The following is a 26,989-nucleotide window of genomic DNA, read 5'->3' as shown; positions in this document are numbered from 1 at the left end:
AAGGAGAAAAAATGGTCTTACAAAAATTAGAGAACTTCACAAATAAAGATATTATCAAAGAAGAAGCCGAAATCTTAACCAATTTATTAGATGATATTACGAAAAATTTGGTTCGTCCGGAAACCTTTGATAAAATTAGGCAGTTGAAGGATCTATCAAAAACACAGAACTATCGTGAGTTAAATCAAATAGTGGAACAATTGACAAATGAAGAAATGACAGTGATTTCACGTTATTTTGCCATTTTACCACTCTTGATTAACATCTCAGAAGATGTTGATTTGGCCTATGAAATCAATCATTTGAATAACGTGGATGGTGAATACCTCGGAAAACTTTCTTCAACCATTAAAGAAGTTGCGAAAAATGAAGATGCACAAGAAATTCTTGAAAATCTCAATATTGTACCTGTTTTAACAGCCCATCCAACTCAAGTGCAACGAAAAACCATGCTGGATTTAACCAATCATATTCATGCTCTTCTTCGTCAGCACCGGGATGTTAAAGCTGGTTTAATGAATGAGTATAAGTGGTATAACAACCTTCGTTGTAATATCGAAATCATGATGCAAACGGATATGATTCGTGACAAAAAATTGAAGGTTACTAATGAAATCACCAACGTTATGGAATATTACAATAGCTCTTTCTTGCAAGCTGTTCCAAACCTGATGTTGGAATACAAACGCTTGGCAAAAGAGCATGGATTAGAGCTTGAACAACCACGTCCGATCACAATGGGCATGTGGATCGGGGGAGACCGGGACGGGAATCCGTTTGTAACAGCTGAGACCTTGAAGCGTTCAGCAACTATTCAAAGCGAAGTCATTTTGAACTATTACATCGAAAAGATTTCTAAATTATACCGTCATTTCTCCCTTTCAACGAGTCTTTCTAAAACAAGTGAAGCAGTAGCTGAAATGGCAGCCCTATCCAGTGATACATCCGTCTTTCGTGAAAAAGAACCTTACCGTCGGGCTTTCCACTATATCCAGTCAAAATTGATCCAAACCTTGGTCAATTTAAAAGAATGGACGATGGTGGGAGAAACCAGAGAAGATCGTTATGCTGTCGAGAGGTTATTAGGAGCAAATGCTCATCAACAAGGGCCAGTTTCTGATTATATCGGCAATCGTATCTCTGGAGCTCTAAAGAAAATTTCTGAGAAAGAAGCTCCAGCTTATGCCTCTGCTCAAGAATTTAAAGAAGACCTTGAAAAGATCAAAGATTCCTTGTTAGAAAACAAATCAGAGTATTTGATTTCTGGTGAATTTGCAGAACTTCTAGAAGCCATCGATGTTTTTGGATTCTATCTGGCCTCTATTGATATGCGCCAGGATTCGAGTGTGCATGAAGCCTGTGTGGCAGAATTGCTGAAATCAGCTGGAATTAATGACCATTATTCTGATTTATCAGAGGATGAAAAGTGTCAAGTTCTCTTGAAAGAACTTTTAGAAGACCCACGTATTTTATCAGCAACCCATGCAGAAAAATCTGAACTGCTTGAAAAAGAATTAGCGATTTTCCAAACGGCCCGTGAATTGAAAGATCGTTTAGGAGAAGAAGTCATTCGTCAAAACATCATTTCTCATGCAACCAGTGTGTCAGATATGTTAGAATTGGCTGTGATGTTGAAAGAAGTGGGCTTAGTCGATACGGAAAAAGCTCGTGTTCAAATCGTACCGTTGTTTGAAACGATCGAAGACTTGGATCACTCAGAAGAAACCATGAGAAGTTACTTGTCTCTTCCGATTGCCAAACGTTGGATTGCTTCTAAGAACAACTACCAAGAGATTATGTTAGGATACTCTGATTCCAACAAAGATGGTGGATACTTGTCTTCATGCTGGACGCTCTTTAAAGCCCAACAACAATTGACCGCTATCGGAGATGAGTTTGGAGTGAAGATTACCTTCTTCCATGGTCGTGGTGGTACTGTTGGTCGTGGTGGAGGTCCTACTTATGAAGCCATCACGTCTCAACCATTGAAATCCATTAATGACCGTATCCGCTTAACTGAGCAAGGGGAAGTGATCGGCAATAAATATGGAAATAAAGATGCTGCCTACTACAACCTTGAAATGCTCGTTTCTGCAACCATTAACCGAATGATTGCCGAACAAAAGAGTCCATTTTCTATGTTTGATCGTTTCGGGGAAGTCATGGATAAAGTCGTGAATCGCAGTTACGATATCTATCGTGATTTGGTCTTTGGAAATGAGCACTTCTATGATTACTTCTTTGAATCAAGTCCGATCAAAGCAATTTCAAGTTTTAATATTGGTTCACGCCCAGCTGCTCGTAAGACCATTACAGAAATTGGTGGTTTGCGTGCTATTCCTTGGGTCTTCTCTTGGTCACAAAGTCGGGTGATGTTCCCTGGTTGGTATGGAGTAGGTTCTAGCTTTAAGGAATTTATCGATGAGGATCCTGAGAATATCGAAACCCTTCGATACATGTATAAAAACTGGCCTTTCTTCCAATCTCTCTTGTCAAATGTGGATATGGTCTTATCCAAAGCTAATATGGATATTGCCTTTGAGTACGCCCAATTGTGTGAAGAAGAAGAAGTTCGCAATATCTATCAGATTATCTTACATGAATGGCAATTGACCAAGGACATCATCTTGATGATTGAGGAACAAGACGAGTTGCTCGCTGAAAATCCTTATTTGAAAGAAAGTTTGGACTATCGGATGCCATACTTTAACGTCTTGAACTATATTCAGTTAGAATTGATTCGACGTCAACGGACTGGACAACTACCAGCCGATCAAGACAAGCTAATCCATATTACGATCAATGGAGTGGCTACAGGATTACGAAATTCAGGTTAAAAAAATCGGAACATTGTTCCGATTTTTTTAGTCCCTGATATTAAAGGAGCAAAAGGTATGTAATGGCTTAAATAGAAGATTTAAAATGAGAATTTTCAAAGCTAGATCAGGATCTTTCAGCAAGCTGATAAAATAAAAGAAAAGAAGAGGAATAATTAAGAAAATATAGGTAAAAGGCTTGCAATTTTATCTAAAATTCGATAGAATAGTAAGGAAAGTTAGACTGTATTGCCTACTGTCTATCTATAAAATATATTTTATTGGAGGCTTTTACTCAAATGGCAAAAGAAAAATACGATCGTAGTAAACCGCACGTTAACATCGGTACAATCGGACACGTTGACCACGGTAAAACTACCCTAACTGCAGCAATCACAACTGTTTTGGCACGTCGCTTGCCTTCATCAGTTAACCAACCTAAAGACTATGCGTCTATCGATGCTGCTCCAGAAGAACGCGAACGCGGTATCACTATCAACACTGCGCACGTTGAGTACGAAACTGAAAAACGTCACTACGCTCACATCGACGCTCCAGGACACGCGGACTACGTTAAAAACATGATCACTGGTGCCGCTCAAATGGACGGAGCTATCCTTGTAGTAGCTTCAACTGACGGACCAATGCCACAAACTCGTGAGCACATCCTTCTTTCACGTCAGGTTGGTGTTAAACACTTGATCGTCTTCATGAACAAAGTTGACTTGGTTGACGATGAAGAATTGCTTGAATTGGTTGAAATGGAAATCCGTGACCTTCTTTCAGAATACGATTTCCCAGGTGATGACCTTCCAGTTATCCAAGGTTCAGCTCTTAAAGCTCTTGAAGGTGACTCTAAATATGAAGATATCATCATGGACTTGATGAACACTGTTGATGAGTACATTCCAGAACCAGAACGCGATACTGACAAACCATTGCTTCTTCCAGTCGAAGACGTATTCTCAATCACTGGACGTGGTACTGTAGCATCAGGACGTATCGACCGTGGTGTTGTTAAAGTCAACGACGAAATCGAAATCGTTGGTATTAAAGAAGAAATCCAAAAAGCGGTTGTTACTGGTGTTGAAATGTTCCGTAAACAACTTGACGAAGGTCTTGCAGGGGACAACGTTGGTGTGCTTCTTCGTGGTATCCAACGTGATGAAATCGAACGTGGACAAGTTATCGCTAAACCAGGTTCAATCAACCCACACACTAAATTCAAAGGTGAAGTTTACATCCTTACTAAAGAAGAAGGTGGTCGTCATACTCCATTCTTCAACAACTACCGTCCACAGTTCTACTTCCGTACAACTGACGTAACTGGATCTATCGAACTTCCAGCAGGAACTGAAATGGTAATGCCTGGTGATAACGTGACTATCGACGTTGAGTTGATCCACCCAATCGCCGTTGAACAAGGTACTACATTCTCAATCCGTGAAGGTGGACGTACTGTTGGTTCAGGTATGGTTACTGAAATCGAAGCTTAATTCGATCTAGTTCCCAGATTAACAATTATATAGACAGACAGAAAACCCCGTGAAGACGGGGTTTTTATTGTTTTAAAAAGTAAAAGAGTTTGTGCAACCTTTCATTATGACGAAAATTATGGTAAAATAGTTAGTATAAAAATAGAAAAAAGAGGTATGTGAAATGTCACGTAAACCATTTATTGCTGGTAACTGGAAAATGAACAAAAACCCAGAAGAAGCAAAAGCATTCGTTGAAGCAGTAGCATCAAAACTTCCTTCATCTGATCTTGTTGAAGCTGGGATTGCTGCACCTGCTCTTGACTTGACAACTGTTCTTGCTGCTGCTAAAGGTTCAAACCTTAAAGTTGCTGCTCAAAACTGCTACTTTGAAAATGCAGGTGCTTTCACAGGTGAAACTAGCCCACAAGTTTTGAAAGAAATCGGTACTGACTACGTTGTTATCGGTCACTCAGAACGTCGTGACTACTTCCACGAAACTGATGAAGATATCAACAAAAAAGCAAAAGCAATTTTTGCGAACGGTATGCTTCCAATCATCTGTTGTGGTGAAAGTCTTGAAACTTACGAAGCTGGTAAAGCAGCAGAATTCGTAGGGGCTCAAGTTTCAGCTGCTCTTGCAGGATTGACTGCAGAACAAGTAGCTTCAACAGTTATCGCATACGAACCAATCTGGGCGATCGGTACTGGTAAATCAGCTTCACAAGACGACGCACAAAAAATGTGTAAAGTTGTTCGTGACGTTGTAGCTGCTGACTTTGGTCAAGAAGTGGCTGACAAAGTACGTGTTCAATACGGTGGTTCAGTGAAACCTGAAAACGTTGCTGAATACATGGCTTGTCCAGACGTTGATGGAGCTCTTGTGGGTGGTGCATCACTTGATCCAGAAAGCTTCTTGGCATTGCTTGACTTTGTTAAATAATGACATATAAAAAGGCGAGAGATTTCTCGTCTTTTTTTATAGTAGAAAAGACCAGCTACAAAGCTGGTCTTTTGAGTTAGGAACGTCCTAATAGTTTCTTAATGAGAGAAATCAGTTTGTATTTCAGAGGACTTGGGTAATAACGGAAGGTCCCCATCTTACGGACGATGTAGCCGTTGAAGTTTTGTTTGAAACGAAGCACACCGTCTGAGCCGTCGAAGACCCCTTGAATACCAAGGAAGTTATATCTTGGGATACCACGTTTGATGGTTTCAAGCATCATATATTCTTGAAGAACAGCAGGAGCATAGAACTTATTAAATTCTGTATAAGAGCCACTGAATAAATAGGTGGATTCTTGTGGCAGATAGACGAAGAGGCTTCCTGCAAGAATGACGTCTTGATCTCCATATTTTTCTATATATTCTTTCGCTTCCTTCTTTCTCACCTCAAAGGTATCAAACTGGCTAGAGAATTCACGAAGTTGATTTTGTTTTTTCTCTGAATGTGGGTTGACTTCAAGATCTTTCTGTAATTTCTCAATCTTCTGTGCTAGTTTTCCTTGGTCTTTTTCAAGATTCGTGTAGTAATGGTGGAAGTTCAGTGTTGCGATCATGAAATCTGCATTGTCGCCAAAACTGTCATAGAAAGTTTGGTAATAATCCAAGGTCTTATCCTGATAGTCGCGACGGTCACTGGTAGAGGAAGTAATATCCTTAAAGAGTTGCAGTTCATCTCGGTTTAATCGTTTCAGTTCAATACCGAAAGATTTGGCTTTCTTGACAAGTGGCTTTCCTTTTTTACTGAAGCTCTTGAGAAGATTTTTCTCGGTGATACCCTCCATATCTTTCACATAATGCCAATCACCTTCTCCACCTGGATAACCTGTTGTTAAACCATCATGCTGATAGCCCAATTTTTTTAGGGTATCCATAAAATGGGTTTGCTCTTCACTGGTTGGATTGCCGTCACTGTCAAAGGTTTGATAGGTATCATAGGGCTTGATAACGAGTTCAATAGCCCCATTTTCTTTCGCATAGTCTTTTAAGGCTGCATAGAAGGGTTCTAGCATAGATTCCTCTTGGTAAAGGGGGCCAGAATTGATTTCCATATGGAGACCACCTGTCATAGGAAGACTGTACAAGATTGCTGCCACTTGGACTTGATCTTCTTGCTTCCAAGCGATAAATTGGACGGTATTTCCTCGCTTTTTAAGCAGATCTGCCATTTCAGCAGACTGGATAAAAGAGCGATGGGAGACAGTATTTGCAAATGAGGTAAATTCTTCTTTTGAAATTGTCGTAAGAGTCATGTAACTTTATTTACTCCTTAATTTTTTCCGGATCTTGTAGACTTTGTTTACAAGTGGATAGAGTGGACTGGTTGGGAGGTTGAATTCCCCAACAAATTCTTCAATGACAGGATTAAATTTAGATTTAAAATGATAGAGACCACCATCGAGTGAATTTTCAATGCCCCCCATATTTTGCCAAGAAGCACCACGGTCGAAAGCGTGTTGGGCAGTTTCATACCAGGTGAGGATAGCAGGTTGGTAACGGCGGAATTCTTCATCCATCCCTGCATAAACATTTTCAGACGTCCCACCGAATTCAAGGGTTAAGGTCCCAGATAAAGGAACGATCTGTCTACCTGCTTGGAGATGCTGTTCAAGAAATTGCAGTTCTTCCTCTATCCGCTCTTTTTCTTTTTGGTTATTCTCAACCTTGCCAGGCTTTGTTTTTTCTGTGAATTTTTCAGCCTCTGCCTTGTTTTTTTCAAGATCTTTTATAAGGGAGCTTTTGCGTTTCTCGAGATCTAGAGTAGACAAGGTAATGTAGGATTGTCCTTGGTAGGTTGTGAGTAGTTTTTCGTAGTAGTCTTTTCCACGTAAATGAATGCTTTTACGAGCTTCAGTCTTTTTCATGAGAGAAGCAAAGTCCTCCAACAATTCAGTCCCGCCAAATTGGACTTGGATCCCTTTGTTTCGAGCAGTTCGGATGGCTTGTCGAGTAGATTTTGAAAGATCTTGCTCAATGAAAAACTCTTTGTGGATATTCGCTTGAAAGCGTGGTTGGATATTTTCTGCCATATCACTAGTTCGGCCAGTCCATTCAATCCCTTCTTTAGTTAGGGTATCGATTACTGCTTGCACATCAGTGGTTTCCGTATTTTCTTGTCCAATCAATTGTTTACTCAAGAAAAGACTTGGATCAAATTTCACAAACAAGGCCTTGTATTGTTTGGCTATCTTTTTAAGGGACTGGATCACATATGAAACCAGCTCTTTGTTTTGGTAGTCCATGATGGGGCCTCGAGGAATGTAGAGCATGGAAAAGCCAAGTGGCAGGGGTTGAATCAAGATGCTTGCAACAGCGACTAATTGGTCTTCTTGATAAAAACCAACCCGTTCATTTCCCCAATTATCTTTGATTTTTGCCCATGAACTGCTTTGTAAGAGATTGGTTTGGTCACTCTGAATAACAAAGTCATCATGCTCACTAGCAGAAATTCCTAGCTGGTAATGGTACATTTCTTATAATACCCACTTTCTAATGGCGTAAGCAACGCCAGATTCATCATTTGATTTGGTAATATGTGTAGCAATTTTTTTAAGAGTTGGATTGCCATTCTCCATAACGACGGCATGTCCCACGACTTCTAGCATGGAACGGTCATTTTCCTCATCTCCGATGGCCATGGTTTCTTCTTGCTGGATTCCAAGTCGTTCAGCTAGATGAAGAACAGCTGCTCCCTTATTGGTTGTTTTCCCTAGAATTTCTAAATAAAAAGGAGCTGATTTGACCATAGTGAAGCGATCCTTGAATTCTTTAGGGATTTTTGCAATCGCAGCATCTAGAATATCTGGTTCATCGATATACATGGCCTTGACAAATTCTTTCTCACGAACTTCTTCAGGCGTCCGGTAATAAAGGGGCATATTGACCAGTTGAGATTCATGAATGGTGTAGCGTCCGATATCGCGATTGCTGGTATAGATGCCATCTTTAGTAATCACATGAGAGTGGATTTGGAGTTTGTTAGCAAGAGACTCGATATCGAGATAGTCCTCATAATCTAAAAGGTCCTTGATGAGTTCTTTTCCAGTAGCGGTTTCTTGAACCAGACCGCCATTAAAGGTAATGACATAGTCTCCAGGATCCATCAAATGGAGTTCTTTTAAAAGTTTTGAGACCCCTGCGATAGGACGACCGGTTGTGATAACGATTTTAACGCCTGCAGCTTTAGCGTCTTGAATGGCTTCAAATACGGAAGGTGTGATCTCTTTTTTTGAATTGAGAAGTGTACCATCGATATCGATCGCAACTAATTTAATGGACATCCGTCTCTCCTGTAAAATAATCATTGGTAATATAGGAAGTGAATTCCTCTACTTGCTTACTGAAAAGTCCATTAACCTCCAGCATTTCTTTGGGGAAATAGAAGCGGTTGTCCCCATAGCGAGTTCCTGCTAAAGCAGCGACGAGTGGAGACAACTGAGACAATTCAGCGAGACTCCCATCTTTTCGGATCATCTCGATCTGGGTCCGCGGTTTTTCAAGCTCTGGTCGATAAATATCGTAGGGCAGATCGAAATTTTGATGAATAGCGGTGTAGTAGGTTGGATTAAACCCAACCTCTTTAATCAGTTTTTCAAGGATTGCTAAGTCTTTTCGCTTATCTTCTGTAAATAGAGTCGATTTAAAGACTTTCCGATTAATATAGCGCTGAGCAAGATCAGACAAGATGGTATCCGGACTATCCATCCAGACTTGGAAATAGGTATTCATCACACCGTCATCTAGATTTAAGTAGTCTTGGATAGTGACTTCTTCTTCAAAAAATGGAATCAAGCGAGGTGAAGTCAGTTGAAAATACTCTTTCTGATCTGGATAAATGGTTCTAGCGCGTTTGAGTAGATTTTGAAGGAGGACTTCCATGGCACGAGTAGCTGGGTGGAAGTAGACCTGCATATACATTTGGTAACGGCTGACCACGTAATCCTCGACAGCATGCATGCCATTTTGTTGGAAGGCAATGCCATTTTCAATCGGTCGAATAACGCGCAAAATACGGGTCAAGTCAAATTTTCCATAGGAAGCACCCGTAAAGTAGGCATCCCGCAGTAAATAATCCATCCGGTCCACATCAATTTGACTAGAAATCAATTGCACCACTTGTTTATTGGGGTAGGTATGATCAATGACGCTGGCTACACGATTTGGGAAATCAGGAGCTACCTGTAAGAGGATCTGATTGACCTCCGTCTCTGGACTGGTGATGATCAGCTGGGTCATTTTTTCATGATCGGTCCCAAACAGTCCTTCAAAGGTATGGGAATAGGCACCATGTCCAATGTCATGAAGAAGAGCGGCTGTCATGGTCAGTAAGTTTTCATCAGAGTTCCATTGCTCTGCATACTTTTCCTCAAAAATGGACAGAATGCGTCTTGAAATTTCATAGGCGCCAAGACAGTGAGAAAAACGACTATGCTCCCCACCGTGGAAGGTAAAACCAGATGTCCCCAGTTGTTTGATGCGGCGTAGTCGTTGAAATTCTTTACTATTAATTAATTGATAAATGATGGGATGATCCACATGAACGTAATCATGCACGGGATCGCGAAAGACTTTTTCATTCATGGGTCTATTATAGCAAAAAAAAGCCTATTTTGCGATATAGAGGCTAATAGGGGCAGTCAAAATGCGTAAAATTTGATAGAATAGTAAGGCAAGAAAAGAAGAGAAGGAGACAAAGATGCAGATTCGCATTCAAAATACCATTCGATTTGGAGAAGAAATGGAAATTGTTGATCAGTACTATCAAGGTGAATGGAAGGAAAAAGCAGGTTTTCAATATCTCTTGTATACCAATGAAGAAGATGAAAAGGTTGCTTTGAAATTTTCCAATGATGAATTGGTCATGACACGATTCTCAAGTCCTAAATCCATCATGCGTTTCTACAAAAATGAAGATGGTGGGGCAATCATCCCAACTCCGATGGGCATTCAGCAGTTTTTGATTACAACAGACCTCTTTCAATTAGAAGCAGGTCATTTGAAAGTCTCTTATCGCTTGTTAACTCTCGATGGAGAACAGGAATTTGCTAATTATCAATTACTGGTGGAATGGGAAGAATAATCCTCATTAAATTATTCTAGATCCCGCTTGCTTTATTCTATAAAAATGGTATAATAAAACCACTCAAGGGAGTAGCTGGCGGTTTTCCGCGATAGTGTCGTCATTACGAAATTATTTCCGGCACTATATTAAACGGCGAGACTTGTTTTTTCAAACAGGTCTCTTTTTTGTGCAAAAGAGACCTAGTAGAAAGCTATAAGGAGGAAATTATTTTGTCAAAAGAACAAAATAAAGCTTTGTTTTATACACAGAGTAAAGAAGAAGTTCTAAAGGAATTGGACTCTTCAATTGAAGGCTTGTCAACTGCTCAAGCTCAAGAACGTTTAGCGATTTATGGTCATAATGAACTGGACGAAGGTGAAAAACGTAGCCTCTTGTCTAAGTTTATCGATCAGTTTAAAGATTTGATGATCATCATCTTGTTGATCGCTGCAGCTCTCTCTGTGATCACAGAAGGAATGGACGGCCTTACAGATGCCATGATCATCTTAGCCGTTGTTGTTTTGAACGCAGCCTTTGGTGTCTACCAAGAAGGACAAGCCGAAGCAGCTATCGAAGCGCTGAAAAACATGTCTAGTCCATTAGCGCGTGTCCGCCGTGATGGTCACGTGATTGAAATTGATTCTAAAGAATTGGTCCCAGGTGATATCGTTCTTCTGGAAGCTGGAGATGTGGTTCCTGCAGATATGCGTTTGTTTGAAGCAGCTTCTCTTAAAATTGAAGAAGCAGCTCTTACAGGGGAGTCTGTGCCAGTTGAAAAAGATGTGACAGGACTTGTTGAAGCAGATGCTGGTATTGGGGACCGCGTTAATATGGGTTACCAAAACTCAAATGTAACTTATGGTCGTGGTATTGGTGTCGTAACAAACACTGGTATGTATACAGAAGTTGGTAAGATTGCAGATATGTTGGCTAATGCCGATGAGACTGAAACACCATTGAAGCAAAGCTTGGAACAATTATCTAAAGCCTTGACTTACTTAATTGTTGTGATTGCGGTCATTACTTTCTTAGTTGGCGTCTTCGTTCGTGGAGAGCATCCATTAGAAGGCTTGATGGTTGCGGTAGCCCTTGCGGTTGCGGCCATTCCAGAAGGACTTCCTGCCATTGTAACTATCGTTCTATCTTTGGGAACTACAACCCTTGCCAAACGCAATTCGATTGTTCGTAAATTACCAGCGGTTGAAACTCTTGGTTCAACAGAAATCATCGCATCTGATAAAACAGGTACTTTGACTATGAACCAAATGACTGTTGAGAAGGTCTACACCAACGGTCAATTGCAAAGCTCAGCAGCTGAGATTGCTGCTAGCAACAATACCCTTCGTATCATGAACTTTGCCAATGATACTAAGGTGGACCCATCTGGCAAGTTGATTGGGGACCCAACAGAGACTGCTTTGGTACAGTTTGGTTTGGATCACAATTTTGATGTTCGCGAAATTTTGAAGGATGAACCACGTGTGGCAGAATTGCCATTTGACTCTGACCGTAAGCTTATGTCAACTATCCATAAGGAATCGGACGGTTCTTACTTTATCGCTGTCAAAGGAGCTCCTGACCAATTGCTCAAACGTGTGACGCGTATTGAAGTTAATGGGGAAGTTCGTCCTATCACGGATGAAGATAAGAAAGCTATACTTGCTACCAACAAAGACTTGGCTAAACAAGCCCTTCGTGTTTTGATGATGGCTTATAAGACAAGTAACGAAATTCCAACCTTGGAATCTGAAATCGTTGAGTCTGACTTGATCTTCTCTGGTTTGGTCGGTATGATTGACCCTGAGCGTCCAGAAGCTGCAGAAGCTGTTCGTGTCGCTAAGGAAGCGGGTATCCGTCCAATTATGATCACTGGTGACCACCAAGATACAGCAGAAGCGATTGCCAAACGTCTGGGAATCATCGATCCAAATGACACCGAAGACCATGTCTTCACTGGAGCTGAGTTGAATGAACTCTCTGACGAAGAATTCCAAAAAGTCTTCAAGCAATACTCTGTCTATGCGCGTGTATCACCTGAACACAAGGTTCGGATCGTGAAAGCTTGGCAAAATGAAGGAAAAGTTGTTGCCATGACTGGTGACGGGGTCAACGATGCACCATCACTTAAGACAGCTGACATCGGTATCGGTATGGGGATTACAGGTACAGAGGTTTCTAAGGGAGCATCAGATATGGTCCTTGCCGATGACAACTTTGCAACCATTATCGTAGCGGTAGAAGAAGGACGTAAGGTCTTCTCAAATATCCAAAAATCTATCCAATACCTCTTGTCTGCCAATATGGCTGAAGTCTTCACCATCTTCTTTGCAACCCTCTTTGGTTGGGATGTGTTACAACCAGTACATCTTCTCTGGATCAACTTGGTAACCGATACTCTTCCAGCTATCGCTCTTGGTGTGGAACCAGCTGAGCCAGGTGTCATGACCCACAAACCTCGTGGACGTAAATCTAACTTCTTTGACGGTGGGGTCTTCGGAGCTATTCTTTATCAAGGTGTCTTCCAAACCATGCTGGTTCTTGGTGTTTATGGCTGGGCCTTACTCTATCCAGAACATGCGACTCGTGCCGAAATCCATGCAGACGCTTTGACCATGGCCTTTGCAACTCTTGGTTTGATCCAATTGCTCCATGCCTTTAACGTTAAATCGGTTTACCAATCCATCTTTAAAGTGGGACTCTTCAAGAACAAGACCTTTAACTGGTCGATTCCAGTTGCCTTTGTTCTCTTGATGGCGACCATCATTGTCCCTGGATTTAACAAACTCTTCCATGTCTCTCATTTGAGTTTGACACAATGGTTAGCTGTTATGATTGGTTCGCTCTTGATTGTTGTTCTCGTTGAGATTGTCAAAGCCGTTCAACGTGCACTTGGAAAAGATAAAAACGCTATTTAAGCATAAAAAAAGTCATCTTCGGATGGCTTTTTTTGCGGGCAAAATAGACTGGGCATATTTCTTGAGGTACGTGTGGTTTTTTGATAAACTAGTCAACAGTTTGAAGAAAGGAAACTTAGTTATGAAAAAGTTTTTTGCTGAAGTAATCGGCACATTTATGCTTGTCTTTATCGGGACTGGCGCAGTTGTTTTTGGAAATGGAACAGAAGGTCTAGGACATTTAGGAATTGCCTTGGCATTCGGTTTATCCATTGTTGCAGCAGCTTACTCAATTGGGACTGTTTCTGGTGCCCACTTGAACCCGGCTGTTTCGATTGCCATGTTTGTGAACAAACGCTTGTCTTCAAAGGACTTGGTTAATTATATTGCAGCGCAAGTAGTGGGTGCGGTTCTCGCATCTGCAACAGTTCTCTTCCTCTTGTCAAATTCAGGTATGTCAACAGCTAGTCTTGGTGAAAATGCCCTAGCGAAGGGTGTGACTCCATTTGGCGGTTTCTTGTTTGAAGTGATTGCGTCCTTTATCTTTATCTTAGTCATCATGACAGTGACATCAGCTACCAAAGGTAATGGGAAAATCGCTGGTCTTGTCATAGGTTTGAGCTTGACTTTGATTATTCTTGTTGGTTTGAACATTACAGGACTTTCTGTTAACCCAGCTCGTAGCTTGGCTCCTGCACTCTTTGTAGGTGGTGCAGCCCTCCAACAAATTTGGATCTTTATCTTGGCTCCAATCGTTGGCGGTGTTCTGGCTGCAATCGTTGCAAAAAATCTTTTGGATACAGAAGAGTAAAAAAATTGGTCCCAGAGGGACCAATTCAGATTGAAAACAAAGTCATATAAAAAACTTTCCTTAGGTGAGTACGGACGTCAGCGAACTTCTTCGAAGTTCCATGACTAATTATTGAGCCTAGGGTCTCAATAATTCCGAGTGCCTGAAATGTTATTGTTTCAGGCACTTTTCTCACAGCGGAAAGTTTAGGTATTTTCTCGATCGATTTAAAAATTGGAACTTATTTATTTTTTTGCAGAATCGCTTAACTTATTTTACTTTAAAATAGTTTGTCTACATTCTAAATTGGTTCCGAAGGAACCAATTTTTTTATAGTTCAAGGATCGTCATGGCTTGAGAAAATTCATGAGCGAGCTGTTTTTTCTTGTATGCTTTAAATTCGGGGAGTTCTTTAATTCTGCGATAGCGTTTGTAGGGATCGTATCGTTTTGGAAAATCATATTCAGGAAAAGCATCGAAAAATTGTTTGCAGAGCTCCCATTCTCGGACATAGCCTAAAGGTCTGGCATGATAGGTGATGTTGTCAATGGTTGTTGCTGGCATTCGATGGTGGCTATGACCAAAAATCACCTCTTTGACAGGATATTGTCTAAACAGTTCATGAAAGGCTTGGCTCCCTAGAAAAGCATTAAAGCGTTCAAAATAAGGGTGGCGCAGGAGAAACTGACTATGAGGAACAAAGTGCATGGCGATGATCAGGGGTTGGTTTACTCGCATGAGCTCTTGTTCCAGCTCTTGCAACAGACGTTTGGTAATGGCTGGATCAGATCCCATTCGTTGGAGGCGTCTGTCAAACCAAAATAGATTTTTGGTTTGGAGATGTTTTTGGGGAGAGATAGTAGGAACAAAACTGTAGTCATACCAGCCCGAAAAGGCAAGAAGCGTATGATTGGAGAAGGGAATCTTTTGAAATTCAAAAGGTCTCATGGCTTCTTCTGATAGGCCCAGCATATCATGATTTCCTAGGCTAAAGGTCACTGGAAGGTGATATCGGAGTTGGTCTAAAAATTCCTGTGACGTCTTTTCAAAGCCGTTGGCAATATCTCCTGCAATATGGAGATGTTGAATTTTTTTGTCCTTGAAAAGAGTGATCAGGGTCTCTAATTCTTCTTTGCCGAAGTTGTTTGAATCAATATGTAAATCGGACATAAAAGCTACTGTTGTCATGCTACCAGTCTAGCATAAGAGGATCTTTTTTTCTAACAATTAGGTTACAAATGAATAGAAAAAATGCTGAAAATCAGCTGGCTTGGCAGTGGTCAACCAGTAGATCCAATATTGGAAGGTGGGCAAATAGTGAAGGTTATGATATAATAGACTAGATACATAGAAAGAGGTACTTATGGACATTTCAGAAATTCGTCAAAAAATTGACGCAAATCGTGAAAAATTAGCTTCTTTCAGGGGGTCTCTTTGACTTAGAGGCATTGGAAGAAGAAATTGCCATTTTAGAAAATAAAATGACAGAACCTGATTTTTGGGATGATAACATTGCTGCGCAAAAGACATCTCAAGAATTAAATGAACTCAAGCAGACCTATGAAAATTTCCATCAAATGGTGGATCTCTTTGATGAGTCAGAAATCTTACTGGACTTTTTGGCAGAAGATGATTCGGTCAAAGAAGAATTGATCGAGAAGTTGGAGGAGCTGGATAAACGTATGACCAGCTATGAGATGACCTTGCTATTGTCTGAACCCTATGACAATAATAATGCCATCCTAGAAATCCACCCAGGTTCAGGAGGGACAGAAGCTCAGGACTGGGGCGACATGCTTCTTCGGATGTATACTCGTTTTGGAAATGCCCACGGCTTTAAAGTTGAAGTCTTGGACTATCAGGCTGGAGATGAGGCTGGAATCAAGTCTGTGACCCTATCCTTTGAAGGGCCACATGCATACGGTCTTCTGAAATCTGAAATGGGGGTACACCGTTTGGTTCGAATCTCTCCATTTGACTCCGCTAAACGTCGTCATACCTCCTTTACATCTGTTGAGGTCATGCCCGAATTAGACGATACCATTGAAGTCGAAGTTCGTGATGATGATATCAAGATGGACACCTTCCGCTCTGGTGGAGCTGGTGGACAAAACGTCAACAAGGTCTCTACAGGGGTGCGCTTGACCCACATTCCGACAGGGATTGTAGTGGCATCCACCGTGGATCGGACCCAATACGGGAACCGTGATCGTGCGATGAAGATGTTGCAAGCTAAACTCTACCAATTAGAGCAAGAGAAAAAAGCAGCAGAAGTGGATTCTCTAAAAGGGGATAAAAAAGAAATCACCTGGGGAAGTCAAATCCGCTCCTATGTTTTTACCCCTTATACCATGGTTAAGGATCACCGGACCAACTACGAAGTAGCGCAGGTGGACAAGGTGATGGATGGAGATATCGATGGCTTTATCGATGCCTACCTTAAATGGCGTCTCCAATAACCTCGAGGGAATCAACCAGAAAAGAATGAAAGGAATTTCATTACATGTCAATGATTGAAATGAAAGATGTTGTCAAAAAGTATGACAACGGGACGACGGCCCTTCGCGGGGTCTCTGTCCAAATTGAACCAGGAGAATTTGCCTACATCGTAGGACCTTCTGGTGCAGGGAAGTCGACCTTTATTCGACTTTTATACCGTGAAGTCAAACACGATAAAGGAAGTTTGAAAGTAGCTGATTTTGATTTGGATAAAATCAAAAAACGCGATATTCCTATGTTGCGACGCAATGTGGGAGTGGTCTTCCAAGATTATAAATTGCTTCCAAAGAAAACCGTTTATGAAAATATTGCCTACGCAATGCAAGTTATCGGTGAGCGACGTCGCAATATTAAAAAGCGTGTTATGGAAGTTTTGGATCTTGTCGGATTGAAACACAAGGTCCGCTCATTCCCGAATGAATTGTCAGGGGGAGAGCAACAACGGATTGCGATTGCTCGTGCGATCGTCAACAATCCGAAAGTCTTGATTGCGGATGAGCCAACGGGTAACTTGGACCCAGATAATTCATGGGAAATCATGAATCTTTTGGAGCGGATTAATCTGCAAGGGACCACAGTATTGATGGCGACCCACAATAGCCAGATTGTAAATACTTTACGTCACCGTGTCATCGCGATTGAAAATGGTCGTGTAGTGCGTGATGAAGCGGAAGGAGAGTACGGATACGATGATTAGAAGATTTTTCCGACACTTAATCGAATCGCTTAAAAGCTTGAAACGAAATGGTTGGATGACGATTGCAGCGGTCAGCTCGGTTATGATTACCCTTAGCTTGGTTGCTATTTTCGCCTCTGTTATTGCTAATACTATTAAGCTTTCAGATGATATTCAAAACAGTGTGCGGGTTGTAGTATACATGCGCAAAGATATTCAAGATCAGAGCGAGCAGATTGAACAAGAAGGTCAAACCGTGACCAATGAAAATTACCATAAGGTCTACGATGCTCTGACAGCCATGAAGCATGTCGACAAGGTTGATTTTTCTAGCAAGGAAGAACAGTATGATAAACTGATCAAAACGGCTGGGAACAACTGGAAGATTTTTGATGGAGATGCAAACCCCCTCTACGATGCCTATTATGTAGAGACGACAGCTCCAAAATATGTGAAGCAAGTCTCGGCAGATGCCAAGAAAATTGAAGGGGTCTCTGAAGTCAAAGATGGTGGGGTCGATACCCAACGCTTGTTTGCCCTTGGAACCTTTATTCGAAACTGGGGCTTGATTGGTGTAGCTTTATTGATCTTCATCGCAGTCTTCTTGATTTCAAATACCATTCGGATTACCATCATTTCACGTAGTCGTGAGATTAAGATTATGCGACTGGTAGGAGCAAAAAATGGCTATATTCGTGCACCATTCCTTTTAGAAGGTGCTTGGATCGGTCTTTTGGGAGCCTTGGTTCCTTCAGCTTTGGTCTTCTATGTTTATAATGTTGTCTATACATCTATGAACAATAACTTGGCAGATCAAAACTTGTATCTCTATAGTCCTCATCTCTTGGTACCGATCATGGTCGGTGGCCTCTTTGGATTAGGAATTTTGATTGGAGCGATTGGTTCTTCAATCTCCATGAGACGTTTTCTTAAGATATAATAAAAAAGCAAGTTCGCACTTGCTTTTTTTGTCTACTGTTATGAGGACAGGAAGGATGATAAGGACTCTTTAGGATTGTCTAAAGAAGGGATTGAACATCTTCTCGTGACCAATAGAAGTCTCAGGGCCATGACCGGGATAGACAGTGTAGGAAGATGGAAGGGTAAAGAGTTCTTCTCTGATACTGCTAAGCAACTGTGTCGCGTTCCCTGTTGGAAGATCGGTCCGTCCAATGGTTTCGCGAAAAAGGGCATCACCAGATAGAACCAGGTGATCCTCAGGAAAGACGATAGAGACTCCTCCTGCAGAGTGGCCTGGTGTCTCCAGAACATAAAAGTGGAAATCAGCTATTTGGTAATCGGAGCGAATGTCATAAAGGAAGTCGGCCTCCTTACATACCACATCTTCTAAATCCGCATGACGATCCAAACCAGATAAATTATCGACTGGAGAAGACAACCAACTGGCTTCTGCTGAATGGACATAAACAGGTGGGAAATGATAGGTCTGACGAACCTTTTCAAGACTCATAATGTGATCGTAATGTGTATGGGTTAAAAGAATCGCTACGATGGGTTTTCCGATGCGATCAATTTGTTTTTGAATAGTTGCCCAGTCACTCCCTGGATCGACAAGAATGAGGGAGTGGTCATTTTCAAGGTAGTAGGTGTTTTCATAAGCTACAGGATTAACGGTACGATAGATTTTCATAAGGACTCCTTTCTAGAATAGTGTATCAAATTGCGAGGAAAATAACAGGATTGAAGTCAGCATGAAAGGAGAAAAAAATCTGCAGAGCTTGCTCAAACGTGATATAATTTTAAGTATTATGACAAGACAGAAACGGAAATATGCCATTGTGGATCTGGAAGCGACCAGTGCTGGAAGCAATGCTAAGATCATTCAGGTTGGGATTGTCATCATTGAAGATGGGAGGATTACGCAATCCTATGAGACGGATGTGAATCCCCACGAACGATTGGATGAGCATATCAAACAATTGACTGGCCTGACAGATGCTCGCTTGAAAAAAGCTCCAGAGTTTGCACAAGTGGCAAAAGAAATTTTTGAATTAATAGAAGATGCCGTCTTTGTGGCCCATAATGTCAAATTTGATGCGAATTTATTGGCAGAAGCCCTCTTTTGGGAAGGATTTGAGCTAACGACTCCTCGGATTGATACGGTTGAATTGTCTCAAATTTTCTATCCGACTTTAGAACGCTACAATTTAGGAGCGCTTGCAGCTGAACTGGAAATTGAGTTGCACCATGCTCACTCCGCTTTAGCGGATGCTATGGCAACAGCCCAGTTGCTGTTGAAATTGAGAGAGAAAATTGCGAGCTTGCCAAGGGGATTGATCGAAAAACTTCTTTCGATGGCAGATTGTTTGATTTATGAATCACGACTCTTAATAGAAGATGCGCTTGAAGACAGTAGCCTTTTTTTACCAGCTCATTTAGTAGAAGTTCATGGTCTCTACCTGCGAAAGCCACAGCAGTTTTTAGAAAGTCGTCATTTGTCTGAACAGTTTGAATTCAATATGCAGTTGTTGGGAATGGAGGCTTATCCGGAGCAGAGAGAATTTGTTGCCTATATCGAGGACAGTTTGCAACAGCCACTTCCGAGTTTTATTGAAGCGCCAACGGGTATTGGGAAGACCTATGCCTATCTATTAACGCTTTTGGCGAAAACATCCAAGCGCATTCTTGTCAGTGTTCCGACTAAAATTCTTCAGGATCAAATTATGAAGAAGGAAGGAAAGACTATCCAAGATCTTTTCCAAATTCCCTTTCATAGCCTGAAAAGTCCCAAGGATTACATCCAACTCGATAAATTTTATGAGGCCTTACAGAGTGAGTCAGATAATGGGATGATCCGACGCTTTAAAATGCAACTGTTGGTTTGGCTGACCATGACGGAAACGGGAGAGCTCAGTGAAATTGGCCAACTCTATCGTCATCTTCATTTTGTAGCTGACATTTGCCACGATGGCCAATTGTCGAAACGTTCACTTTTTTATCAGGAAGATTTTTGGCGTCTCGGCCAGGAAAAAGTGAAAACCAGCCGGGTAATTCTGACCAATCATGCCTATCTGTTAACTCGTCTAGAAGATGATAAGAGTCTACTTCAAGAATCTGTTCTGGTAGTGGATGAAGCGCAAAAACTCTTCTTTGCTTTAGAGCAGTTTTCACAGAGAGAAGAAAACTTGCAATCTCTTCTTCTAGGCTTGCAACATGCCATCGAAGAGGAAAAAGATCTTCTGCAAAGGCGTTTGCTGGAGAGTATTCAATTTGAGTTAAATGCCTGCTCTAAGGAAGTTGTACAAGGAAAACCAGCCATCTTATCAGATCAAACAGTGGAAAAAATGCGACAGGATGTATCGGAATTAAAAAATGAATCATTAGAGAATCTAAGAGAATTGTTTGATGAGCGCTACCAAACCTTTTGGATGGACAAGGAAGTGGTCGAAAGCCACCAGATTCTTCGTCTCCATGGAGGAGTTGAGGACTTGCTATCCTTTAGGGAGTTTGTGCCTGAAGAAGTACCCGTGCTCTTTGTATCAGCGACGATCGCTATCAGTAAAAAGGTGCATTTACCTACCCTTTTGGGATACCAAGAGCAGCAGATCTACCGGGTGCCAATAACAGTCAAACAACACCAGGAATTGTTGGTGCCGATAGATTTTCCGGATGTCGTTTCTTTATCTTCTGTGGAGTATGCAAGAGAGATTTGTCAGCTCATCGATGAACTCCTTCCTCTAAGAAAACCAATTTTTCTTTTGTTTACCTCAAAAGAATTGTTACTGGAGACGTCAAACGCATTGAAGTTTCCTCATTTGGCCCAGTATCGAAATGGTGATGCAGCTAATATTAAGCGGCGATTTGACCGAGGAGAAAGCTCCATTTTATTGGGAACAGGAAGCTTCTGGGAGGGAGTCGATTTCTCTCAACAAAAAGAAGTGATTCAAATCATCACGCGCCTTCCTTTTGACAATCCTAAAGATTATATGGTTCAAAAGCTGAATACAAAACTCAGAGAACAGGGGAAAAATCCCTTTTACGACTATAGTCTTCCAGTCGCGATTTTAAGGCTAAAACAGGCTATTGGGAGAACCAGCCGTTTTCAAGATCAGGAATCTCTGGTCCTCTTATTGGATCAGCGGGTGGTAACCAAGCGATATGGAAAACAAATTTTGGACGGGTTGCAACAAGTGTTGCCCCTTCACACGACATTGAGAGAGCGGCTTGTTGAGCAAGCAGCTGACTTTTTTGAAAGGAATTGAGAAAATGAAAAATAAAGGATTTGGACTTGCAATTGCATTTGTACTGGCACTTTGTGCTATGTTGTTGGGAACTTTCTTTCCCATTATTGGCTCCAGTGTTTTTGCCTTAATTTTAGGAATTGTCCTTAATGAATTTGTGGATTTGCCGGAGAATTCACGACCAGGCTTGAACTGGTCCGGTAAGAAATTGTTGCAGTATTCGATTATCTTCATGGGATTTAGCTTGCCCATTGCGACAGTTGCCTCTACAGGTTTATCTTCTTTAAAGATTAGTCTGCCGACGATAACCGTTGCCTTTCTTGCAGCGATTATTTTTGGGAGAGTCTTCCACCTGAAATCTCATCTACGGACCTTAATTGGGTTTGGTACAGCTATTTGTGGTGGATCTGCTATTGCAGCAGCAGCTCCGATCATTGAAGCAGACGAAGAGGAAATTGCCCTATCTATGTCAACTATCTTCTTCTTCAACATTTTGGCTGTCTTTATCTTTCCAGTATTAGGGCATTTATGGCATATGTCTAATTTCCAATTTGGCCTCTGGTCAGGAACAGCCATTAACGATACGTCATCTGTTGTAGCAGCAGCATTTTCATACAGTAAAGCAGCGGGGCAAATGGCTACAATTGTTAAGTTAACACGCGCCCTGATGATTGTACCAGTTTGTTTGGGCTTGATCGGTTTAAAATGGTATAGGAGTAAACAACAAGGAAGAAACAAAGGAATGTTAAAGAAAATTATTCCTTGGTTTATTATCTGGTTTATTGTGGCTTCCATTCTTTCTTCTATTGGCCTGGTACCTAAAGTGGTCCTACCTTACCTAAATGACCTTTCTCACCTCTTTATGGCCATGGCCTTGGTTGGAATCGGAAGCAAGGTTTCTTGGAAACAGTTCCGTGCGGCAGGAGCAGCCCCCCTTCTGGTAGGTTTGATTGCTTGGTTCTGTGTGGCAGGATCTAGCTTGATTCTACAGATGTTGTTCTATTAATTAATTTGATGATTCTCACAGAAAGGAATGTGAATGAAGAAAAATCATTTTTGGACGATCCACCTGGATTATTCGATCATTGGAATTGTCTTCACCCTACTTATGATAGGGATCTTATCCGTTTATGTGGCAGTTTCTCATGATTATCCCCAAATGGTGTGGCCTTTTTTGGGGCAGCAATTAGCCTGGATTGGTGTGGGATGTATCATTTGCCTGATTGTGACGATTTTTAGTACGAAATTTCTTTGGAAAATCACTCCCTTTCTTTACCTACTAGGCTTGGCCTTGATGGTTCTTCCTCTTGTTTTTTATAATCCAAACTTGGTGGCTTCAACAGGTGCAAAAAACTGGGTAGCTTATGGAAACATCACCTTATTTCAGCCTTCAGAATTTATGAAGATTCCCTTCATCCTGATGCTGTCACGTTCTATTGTTCGATTTTTACAAAGAAATAAGGGGCGTGAGCGATTGTTACGACAAGATTGGTTTTTAATTCTAGAGTTGACCATCTATACAATTCCGGTCTTTGCCTTATTGGCCCTCCAGCAGGACTTGGGAACGGCCTTAGTATTCTTGGCCATCTTTGCGGGCTTAGTGCTCGTTTCAGGAGTTTCTTGGAAAATAATCTTGCCGGTCATCTTGCTTCTAGCAGGTGGGTTAGCAGGCTTTCTCTTTCTCTTTCTATCAGAAGGGGGTCGGGCTTTTCTGCACCAGCAAGTAGGGATGCCAACCTACCAAATGAACCGTATTTTAGCCTGGTTAAATCCTTTTGACTATGCACAAACAACCACCTACCAGCAGGCGCAAGGACAGCTAGCCATTGCCAGTGGTGGCCTCTTTGGTCAAGGATTTAATGTATCTAATTTATTGGTTCCCGTAAGGGAAAGTGATATGATTTTTACAGTAGTAGCAGAAGACTTTGGCTTTGTTGGAGCTCTTGTGCTGTTGATTTTATATGTGACCCTGATTTACCGTATTTTAAAAATCACCCTCCAGTCCAACAACCAATTTTATACCTATATTTCCATCGGATTCATTATGATGCTGGTCTTTCATATTTTTGAAAATGTCGGAGCGGTAACGGGCCTTCTCCCTTTGACGGGGATTCCTCTCCCCTTTATCTCACAAGGAGGATCGTCTATTATTAGTAATCTGATTGGTATTGGTCTGGTCCTCTCAATATATAATCATAGTAGCAAAAAGAAAGAGCCAGAAGAAGGGCCTCTAATCCGTAAAAAAATAGTCCTTAAAAAGGCGCAATAGATAGAAAGAAGGAATGAAAATGAAAAAAGTAGCAACGATTTTAGCAAACGGTTTTGAAGAAATTGAAGCCTTGACCATTGTCGATGTTTTGAGACGGGCTGGGATCGACTGTGACCTCGTTGGGATGGAAGAAACGGTCACAGGTTCTCACCAGATCACAGTGGAAGTCGACCGCCTCTGGAATGGAGACCTGTCAGATTATGATGGAATCTTCTTACCAGGTGGGATGCCAGGAGCTGCGAATTTGCGAGATAATCCGGAATTGATTGCAGCTCTCCAAGAAGAAAGTAGGAAAGGAAAAATCATTTCTGCGATTTGTGCAGCACCAATTGTCTTGGCACGTGCCGGCTTCTTAAAAGATAAACACTATACCTGTTACGATGGTTTTGAAGAAGAGATTCAAGATGGGTACTATCAGAAAGAAACAGTGGTGAAAGACGGGAATCTCTTGACCAGTCGTGGTCCTTCAACTGCACTTGCCTTAGCCTACGCCTTGGTAGAGCAATTTGGAGGAGATGCCCAAAGCCTTCGGCAAGGAATGCTCTATCAAGATGTCTTTGGAGATGCTTAACAAAGCTCTTTTGGACACCATATTTTCTGGTGAAAGATCACATTCTATGTCGGAAAATGACTTCTCTTTGATTTAAAATGAAATGACCGTAAAAAATGGCTAAAATCCCCCCTAAATGAGGGTTTTTAGCTTATTTTTTTTGTCCATTTGTGGTATAATATTGACTATGAATTATCATGATTTTATATGGGATCTTGGTGGGACGCTATTGGATAATTACGAAACGTCCACAAATGCCTTTGTAGCGACATTGAAGGACTTTCACATCCAAGCTGATCATGATTCTGTTTATGCAGCATTAAAAATCTCAACACAGGATGCAATTCAAACCTTTGCACCTCATATTTCCAATTTTCGTACGGAATACAAGAAAAAAGAAGCCTTGGGCTTGCAAGAGCCGGTCTTATTTGAGGGAGCAAAAAAGTTACTAGAAGAGATCCAAGCACATGGAGGACGCCATTTTTTGGTATCTCATCGGGATCGCCAAGTTTTGACCCTTATTGAACAGACAGGTATTGCACCCTACTTTACGGAGATTGTAACAGCAGACGAGGGCTTTCCTCGAAAACCAGACCCAGCCTCTATGCTTTATTTGAAAGAAAAATATGGCATTCAAGACGGTCTGGTCATCGGAGATCGTCCGATCGATATAGAAGCTGGGAAGGCTGCAGGGCTTTCGACCTATTTATTTGATTCCATGCCACGCTTACACCAGTTTATATTTGAATAGAAAAGGGAAATTATGACAGAGGATAAACAGCAAGAAAATCAAGCACAAGAATATGATGCCAGTCAGATTCAGGTCTTGGAAGGACTAGAAGCCGTTCGGATGCGTCCGGGAATGTATATTGGTTCTACCTCAAAAGAAGGTCTTCATCACCTGGTCTGGGAAATCGTAGATAACTCGATTGACGAAGCCTTAGCTGGTTTTGCTAGCCATATTGAAGTTTTCATTGAAGCAGATAATTCGATCACGGTTGTCGATGATGGTCGTGGGATCCCAGTGGATATCCAAGAAAAGACAGGTCGACCTGCCGTCGAAACTGTCTTTACCGTACTTCACGCAGGAGGAAAATTCGGCGGAGGCGGCTACAAGGTTTCTGGTGGTCTTCACGGGGTAGGGTCATCCGTTGTCAATGCCCTCTCCACATCCCTCGATGTTCGCGTCTATAAAAATGGCAGTATCCATTACCAAGAGTATCGACGTGGACACGTTGTGGATGATTTGAAAGTCATCGGGGAGACAGATCGGACAGGGACAACCGTCCACTTTATTCCAGACCCAGAAATCTTCACGGAAACCACCGAGTATGATTTTGAAAAATTAAATAAACGGATTCAAGAATTAGCCTTTCTAAATCGTGGTTTGCGTATCTCCTTGACGGATAAGCGAGAAGGCCTGGAGCAAGAAAAGCATTACCACTACGAAGGCGGGATTTCTAGTTACGTTGAATACATCAATGAAAACAAAGATGTCATCTTTGAAACTCCGATCTACACAGATGGGGAAATGGATGATATTACTGTTGAAGTAGCCATGCAATATACCACCGGCTACCATGAGACGGTCATGAGTTTTGCCAATAATATCCATACTCATGAAGGTGGGACGCACGAACAGGGCTTCCGTACAGCTCTCACTCGTGTCATCAATGATTACGCTAAGAAAAATAAACTCTTAAAAGAAAATGAAGACAATCTAACTGGGGAAGATGTTCGAGAAGGCTTAACAGCAGTTATCTCAGTTAAACATCCAAATCCACAGTTTGAAGGACAAACCAAGACCAAACTTGGAAATTCAGAAGTTGTTAAAATTACCAATCGACTCTTTAGTGACGCCTTTTCGGATTTCCTTTTGGAAAATCCACAAATAGCTAAGAAAATCGTCGAAAAAGGGATTTTAGCAGCGAAAGCCCGCGTAGCTGCTAAGCGGGCGCGTGAAGTGACTCGTAAGAAATCAGGACTTGAGATTTCCAACCTACCTGGTAAATTGGCAGATTGTTCTTCAAACAATCCAGAAGAAACAGAACTCTTTATCGTCGAAGGGGATTCAGCCGGAGGATCTGCAAAATCAGGTCGAAATCGGGAATTCCAAGCGATTTTACCAATTCGTGGTAAAATCTTGAACGTTGAAAAAGCAAGTATGGACAAAATTCTAGCCAATGAAGAGATCCGTAGTTTATTTACTGCTATGGGAACTGGATTTGGTGCTGAATTTGATGTCACAAAAGCGCGTTATCAAAAATTAGTCATCATGACCGATGCCGATGTCGATGGCGCACATATTCGAACCCTTCTGTTGACCTTGATCTATCGCTATATGAAACCAGTCTTGGAAGCGGGATATGTTTATATTGCGCAACCACCAATCTATGGGGTCAAAGTCGGTAGTGAGATCAAAGAATATATCCAACCTGGTGCCAACCAAGAAGCAGAATTAGCTGCAGCTTTGGAACGCTATTCAGAAGGTCGCTCAAAACCAACCATCCAACGCTACAAAGGTCTTGGGGAAATGGATGATCACCAATTATGGGAAACAACCATGAACCCCGAACACCGCTTGATGGCACGGGTATCAGTAGACGATGCTGCGGAAGCAGATAAGATATTTGATATGTTGATGGGAGACCGCGTGGAACCACGTCGGGAATTTATTGAAGAAAACGCTGAATATAGTACACTCGATGTATAAAATTCAACGAACGCTTCCCATTAATGGATATTTTATGGTAT

21 protein-coding genes are annotated in these 26,989 nt (G+C 41.5%); 15 read left to right on the top strand and 6 right to left on the bottom strand.

Going from position 1 to position 26,989, the window contains the following annotated elements; all coding sequences use genetic code 11:
- Positions 1–11 precede the first annotated feature (11 nt).
- The 3 genes from ppc (at position 12) to tpiA (ending at position 5,234) form a co-directional block, all read left to right on the top strand.
- Complete coding sequence (gene ppc, locus GMC92_RS04180) at positions 12–2,837, top strand: phosphoenolpyruvate carboxylase (RefSeq protein ID WP_070665422.1); 2,826 nt, start codon at positions 12–14, stop codon at positions 2,835–2,837.
- A 278-nt stretch (positions 2,838–3,115) separates the two neighbouring features.
- Complete coding sequence (gene tuf / locus GMC92_RS04175) at positions 3,116–4,312, top strand: elongation factor Tu (RefSeq protein WP_070665412.1); 1,197 nt, start codon at positions 3,116–3,118, stop codon at positions 4,310–4,312.
- Between the two features lie 163 nt (positions 4,313–4,475).
- The gene (gene tpiA, locus GMC92_RS04170; RefSeq protein WP_045763546.1) at positions 4,476–5,234 is read left to right on the top strand and encodes a triose-phosphate isomerase; all 759 of its coding nucleotides are present in this window, start codon (positions 4,476–4,478) and stop codon (positions 5,232–5,234) included.
- 76 nt (positions 5,235–5,310) lie between these two features.
- Here the strand turns inward: tpiA and GMC92_RS04165 are convergent, their stop codons facing one another.
- The 4 genes from GMC92_RS04165 to GMC92_RS04150 are packed head-to-tail and all read right to left on the bottom strand — an operon-like array spanning position 5,311 to position 9,874.
- Positions 5,311–6,546, bottom strand: a complete 1,236-nt coding sequence (locus tag GMC92_RS04165; RefSeq protein ID WP_155199810.1) for an aminoacyltransferase — start codon at positions 6,544–6,546, stop codon at positions 5,311–5,313.
- Positions 6,547–6,552: 6 nt separating this feature from the next.
- Positions 6,553–7,764: an aminoacyltransferase gene (locus GMC92_RS04160; RefSeq protein WP_049475356.1), complete on the bottom strand. Its 1,212-nt coding sequence runs from the start codon at positions 7,762–7,764 to the stop codon at positions 6,553–6,555.
- Between the two features lie 3 nt (positions 7,765–7,767).
- The gene (gene yidA, locus GMC92_RS04155; RefSeq protein WP_155199809.1) at positions 7,768–8,574 is read right to left on the bottom strand and encodes a sugar-phosphatase; all 807 of its coding nucleotides are present in this window, start codon (positions 8,572–8,574) and stop codon (positions 7,768–7,770) included.
- On the bottom strand, positions 8,564–9,874 hold the full coding sequence (locus GMC92_RS04150; protein WP_155199808.1) for an HD domain-containing protein: 1,311 nt from the start codon (positions 9,872–9,874) through the stop codon (positions 8,564–8,566). Before GMC92_RS04150 ends, yidA begins: the two co-directional genes overlap by 11 nt.
- A 115-nt stretch (positions 9,875–9,989) precedes the next feature.
- Here GMC92_RS04150 and GMC92_RS04145 point away from each other — a divergent pair, with 115 nt between their 5' ends.
- The 3 genes from GMC92_RS04145 to GMC92_RS04135 all read left to right on the top strand — a co-directional run bounded on the left by GMC92_RS04145 (position 9,990) and on the right by GMC92_RS04135 (position 14,060).
- Positions 9,990–10,373 carry a YwiB family protein gene (locus GMC92_RS04145; RefSeq protein WP_049483366.1) on the top strand — a complete coding sequence of 128 codons (384 nt, stop codon included), beginning with the start codon at positions 9,990–9,992 and terminating at the stop codon, positions 10,371–10,373.
- A 212-nt stretch (positions 10,374–10,585) separates the two neighbouring features.
- Positions 10,586–13,270, top strand: coding sequence for a cation-translocating P-type ATPase (locus GMC92_RS04140; RefSeq protein WP_155199807.1), 2,685 nt, complete (start codon positions 10,586–10,588; stop codon positions 13,268–13,270).
- 121 nt (positions 13,271–13,391) lie between these two features.
- Positions 13,392–14,060: an MIP/aquaporin family protein gene (locus GMC92_RS04135; RefSeq protein ID WP_045759670.1), complete on the top strand. Its 669-nt coding sequence runs from the start codon at positions 13,392–13,394 to the stop codon at positions 14,058–14,060.
- 309 nt (positions 14,061–14,369) lie between these two features.
- Here GMC92_RS04135 and GMC92_RS04130 read toward each other — a convergent pair whose 3' ends face one another.
- Entirely contained in the window at positions 14,370–15,227 is an 858-nt protein-coding gene (locus GMC92_RS04130; protein WP_155199806.1) for a metallophosphoesterase, read from the bottom strand.
- Between the two features lie 175 nt (positions 15,228–15,402).
- On the opposite strand from GMC92_RS04130, the gene prfB reads away from it, so the two are divergent.
- The 3 genes from prfB (at position 15,403) to ftsX (ending at position 18,154) form a co-directional block, all read left to right on the top strand.
- A protein-coding gene (gene prfB, locus GMC92_RS04125) for a peptide chain release factor 2 (RefSeq protein WP_100209015.1) occupies positions 15,403–16,498 on the top strand; the annotation gives its coding sequence in 2 pieces (ribosomal slippage) (positions 15,403–15,474 and positions 15,476–16,498; 1,095 coding nt in all).
- A gap of 44 nt (positions 16,499–16,542) precedes the next feature.
- Positions 16,543–17,235, top strand: coding sequence for a cell division ATP-binding protein FtsE (gene ftsE / locus GMC92_RS04120; protein ID WP_003008021.1), 693 nt, complete (start codon positions 16,543–16,545; stop codon positions 17,233–17,235).
- Entirely contained in the window at positions 17,228–18,154 is a 927-nt protein-coding gene (ftsX, locus tag GMC92_RS04115) for a permease-like cell division protein FtsX (protein WP_155199805.1), read from the top strand. The genes ftsE and ftsX overlap by 8 nt, the downstream gene beginning before the upstream one ends.
- A gap of 69 nt (positions 18,155–18,223) precedes the next feature.
- Here the strand turns inward: ftsX and GMC92_RS04110 are convergent, their stop codons facing one another.
- Positions 18,224–18,865: an MBL fold metallo-hydrolase gene (locus tag GMC92_RS04110; protein WP_155199804.1), complete on the bottom strand. Its 642-nt coding sequence runs from the start codon at positions 18,863–18,865 to the stop codon at positions 18,224–18,226.
- Positions 18,866–18,983: 118 nt separating this feature from the next.
- Here GMC92_RS04110 and GMC92_RS04105 point away from each other — a divergent pair, with 118 nt between their 5' ends.
- The 6 genes from GMC92_RS04105 to gyrB all read left to right on the top strand — a co-directional run bounded on the left by GMC92_RS04105 (position 18,984) and on the right by gyrB (position 26,948).
- On the top strand, positions 18,984–21,437 hold the full coding sequence (locus tag GMC92_RS04105; RefSeq protein WP_155199832.1) for a bifunctional DnaQ family exonuclease/ATP-dependent helicase: 2,454 nt from the start codon (positions 18,984–18,986) through the stop codon (positions 21,435–21,437).
- A gap of 4 nt (positions 21,438–21,441) precedes the next feature.
- Positions 21,442–22,422 carry a YeiH family protein gene (locus GMC92_RS04100; protein ID WP_049472428.1) on the top strand — a complete coding sequence of 327 codons (981 nt, stop codon included), beginning with the start codon at positions 21,442–21,444 and terminating at the stop codon, positions 22,420–22,422.
- A 33-nt stretch (positions 22,423–22,455) separates the two neighbouring features.
- On the top strand, positions 22,456–23,685 hold the full coding sequence (locus GMC92_RS04095) for an FtsW/RodA/SpoVE family cell cycle protein (RefSeq protein ID WP_155199803.1): 1,230 nt from the start codon (positions 22,456–22,458) through the stop codon (positions 23,683–23,685).
- 19 nt (positions 23,686–23,704) lie between these two features.
- Entirely contained in the window at positions 23,705–24,256 is a 552-nt protein-coding gene (locus GMC92_RS04090; protein WP_155199802.1) for a DJ-1 family glyoxalase III, read from the top strand.
- A gap of 166 nt (positions 24,257–24,422) precedes the next feature.
- Positions 24,423–24,986, top strand: coding sequence for an HAD-IA family hydrolase (locus GMC92_RS04085; protein WP_049491087.1), 564 nt, complete (start codon positions 24,423–24,425; stop codon positions 24,984–24,986).
- Positions 24,987–24,998: 12 nt separating this feature from the next.
- Entirely contained in the window at positions 24,999–26,948 is a 1,950-nt protein-coding gene (gyrB, locus tag GMC92_RS04080) for a DNA topoisomerase (ATP-hydrolyzing) subunit B (RefSeq protein WP_031574061.1), read from the top strand.
- Positions 26,949–26,989: the final 41 nt, after the last annotated feature.

Source organism: Streptococcus parasanguinis (assembly GCF_009717775.1).
In the GTDB taxonomy this organism is placed as follows: Bacteria; Bacillota; Bacilli; order Lactobacillales; family Streptococcaceae; genus Streptococcus; species Streptococcus parasanguinis_AG.
Note: the sequence above shows the minus strand (reverse complement) of the source record. Positions and strands in the feature narration are given on the sequence as shown.